General features: G+C 27.2%; 3 protein-coding genes. All 3 read left to right on the top strand.

The window, feature by feature from the left end; all coding sequences use genetic code 11:
• The first annotated feature begins 130 nt into the window (after positions 1 to 130).
• The 3 genes from ACH2BO_RS14425 (at position 131) to ACH2BO_RS14415 (ending at position 2,722) form a co-directional block, all read left to right on the top strand.
• On the top strand, positions 131 to 1,891 hold the full coding sequence (locus ACH2BO_RS14425; RefSeq protein ID WP_395045435.1) for a hypothetical protein: 1,761 nt from the start codon (positions 131 to 133) through the stop codon (positions 1,889 to 1,891).
• A gap of 244 nt (positions 1,892 to 2,135) precedes the next feature.
• The gene (locus tag ACH2BO_RS14420) at positions 2,136 to 2,435 is read left to right on the top strand and encodes a type II toxin-antitoxin system RelE/ParE family toxin (RefSeq protein ID WP_395045434.1); all 300 of its coding nucleotides are present in this window, start codon (positions 2,136 to 2,138) and stop codon (positions 2,433 to 2,435) included.
• Positions 2,436 to 2,437: 2 nt separating this feature from the next.
• Positions 2,438 to 2,722: an addiction module antidote protein gene (locus ACH2BO_RS14415; protein WP_395045433.1), complete on the top strand. Its 285-nt coding sequence runs from the start codon at positions 2,438 to 2,440 to the stop codon at positions 2,720 to 2,722.
• Positions 2,723 to 2,955: the final 233 nt, after the last annotated feature.

Genomic DNA, 2,955 nt, shown 5'->3' with positions numbered 1-2,955 from the left:
TTGGGCTTAATTTGAAGTTGGTTTTGTACTTGCAAAGTCAGTGTTTAACCGAAAGTTTATGCTTCCTTAATCCGCCACTTCTGCAAGCTGCAAAACGTTACCTGCTATACTAAAAAAAATGACCGCATAAATGACGATAACAGAATACATTTCAATTGGAACACTTACAGTATCAATTTTATTGTTAATTTTTAATGCAAAAAAATTACTTTTTGTAAACGTAATTACGAAAGAGCGAATTAATTATATAGAGAAATTAAGAAATACATTAGCCGAATATATTAGCCTAATAGAATATGAAGGAAATAATGATAAAGAAAATACCGAAAATAATCAACTAATTATCTTGAAATATAATTATTTAAAACTGATGCTAAATCCTGATAATGAAATTGATAAATTAATAATTAAAGAAATCGAAGATTTATTTAATTCGTTCAATGACAGAGATAAAAACATACTTGAAAAGTGTAGAAATTTTACAATTATGTCGCAAAGAGTAATTCATTTTGAATGGAAAGGAATACAAAACGAAACAAAATATTTCATTAATAAATCCAAATTCACCGAAAACTTTTTAAAAATGGTAAAAAAATCAATTCCAGTTATATTATTTCTTTTTCCAATATTTTCTTTTTCTCAAATTACTATAGGAAGTGTTGAGAAAAAAGGAATAGAAGTTGTAGAGCCAAAACCTATTCCTTTTGATAGTATTTACGATTACAAAGAACAAGAAGATTTAATAAATTATAAAATGTATATTGGTCAAAAAATTTATTTACCTAAATATAATAATAATGAAGATTTTAGTTATGTAGGAAAAGAATATCCGTTTATGTTTGCAGACAGTTTATCAAAAGTAAATATTGATCCAATAAGAGAATTAAAAATGGTGGATAATATGGGTAGTAAAACTAACAAAATTTATAAAAATATTTTCACCTATAAATATAAACCATTTCATTATTATTCTGGCGTAGTAAATGGTAATGCTTATGCATCAATAAATACAAACGCAGATGAAGTTTCAAATAAATATTATACTGTAATTGATGTTTATACAGGAGAAGAAATGAAAACAATTCTGGATAATATAAAAAAACTTATTAATAATAGAAATGATAATTATGACAATTATATAGACGATGTTGGATTTAATAATTATGACATTTATGATATGTCAAAAATTATATTCAAAATTCAAGATGATATTACAAAGGAACAAATATACGTTTTCAACCTAAATTACTTCATACTTGTTCCTTATTTTGTGAAACAAAAAGAAATTTATAATTCAAAAAAAATTATTGCTGTTTTATCAAATGAAAACTTTGAAACTACTGATTTTTCAAAAAATGAGAAATTTAATCTTCCAAACAAATCAATTTGGAATTGTGAAGTTACATTATTAAGCAAAAAAGAAATTTTTGCAAAAGACGACTATAAATTAAAAATGGGTAGTTATTTTATTGCATATAAATTGACTAACGAAAAAGGGCAAATAATAATATTTAAAGGATTAAATGGCGAAAACTTAAACTTCAAAATATATGAAGATTATGTTAATGAAGAAAATGACAAAAAACTTCAACAAGCACAATTAATTGCTAGAAACAAAAAATTAAAACAAAGTGAAACCGAAAAAAGACTTGCCAAAGAAAAAGTATATTTAAATAAATGCATAGCAATGTTTGGAGATTACTATGGAAACCTTGTAAATAATAATAATATTGTTATTGGAATGACCAAGGAAATGTGTGAAATGTCGTGGGGAAAACCGTTTGACAAATCGACAATAATTTATGAAAATATTACAAAAGTATATTGGTATTATTCTTGGAAAAAAAATTTATATTTTGAAAACGGAAAATTAATAAGAATAGAAAAATAAGTACAGCAGGTAACAGCGGTTTGGCACAATTGGGGTTTTAGGCAAACTTTAAAGTTGGTTTTGTACTTGGAAGTTCGGTCTTTAATTTATACATTTGGCTGACCAAATCCCCAACTGACGCCAAGCCACGAGACGTTGTGCGTCATTTTCGAGCGAAAGAAAACCGAAAGAAAAATAAATTAATTAAATCAGTAAATTATAAAATCAATTTGTATATTTGTATCCAAATGAATACAAATAGAAAATGTTCTTAATTAACAAAACAACTGAATTTGATAAATGGTTACGAAAATTAAAAGATATTCGAGCAAAAGCCAAAATTTTGATTCGAATCCAAAAACTCGAAAATGATGAACATTTCGAAGATTGCGAAAGTTTCGGCGAAGGAATTAGAGAACTCAAAATAAACTATGCAAAAGGTTATCGAGTTTACTTCAAAGAACAAGACGGGAAAGTGATTATTTTGTTAATTGGTGGAGACAAATCGACTCAACAACAAGATATCGAAAAAGCAAAGGAAATTTTGAACACATTAAATTTATAAAAATGGAAACAACGAAATTTGAAGTAGCAGATTATTTAGATAGCAACGAAATGATTGCGGAATATTTGAACGAGGTTTTAAATCAAGGTTCAGAAAAAGAATTGGTTGAGGCAATCGGAAACGTAGCAAAAGCAATTGGAATGACGAAAATTGCTGAAAAATCAGGATTGAGCAGACCGAGTTTATACAAAGCACTTTCCGGAGGATCTAAACCTCAATTCTCAACAATACTAAAAGTTTTAGGTGCAGTTGGAGGAAAGGTAAATATTGAAGCAATTGCAATTTAAAAAAAACGAACGCACAACAACGGTTTGGCGCAATTGGGGGTTTAGGTAAACTTTAAAGTTGGTTTTGTACTTGGAAGTTCGGTCTTAAATTTATACATTTGGCTAACCAAATCCCCAACTGACGCCAAGCCGCAAGACGTTAGCAGATATAGTTTGAAAAATCGTAGAAATAACAAAATTTATGACAAACAAAGAAAAAGAAAAACTTTACTATAATGTAATTAAACAAGAAT

The organism is Flavobacterium sp., from assembly GCF_043773265.1.
In the GTDB taxonomy this organism is placed as follows: domain Bacteria; phylum Bacteroidota; class Bacteroidia; order Flavobacteriales; family Flavobacteriaceae; genus Flavobacterium.
This window is presented reverse-complemented; position numbering and strand designations above follow the sequence as displayed.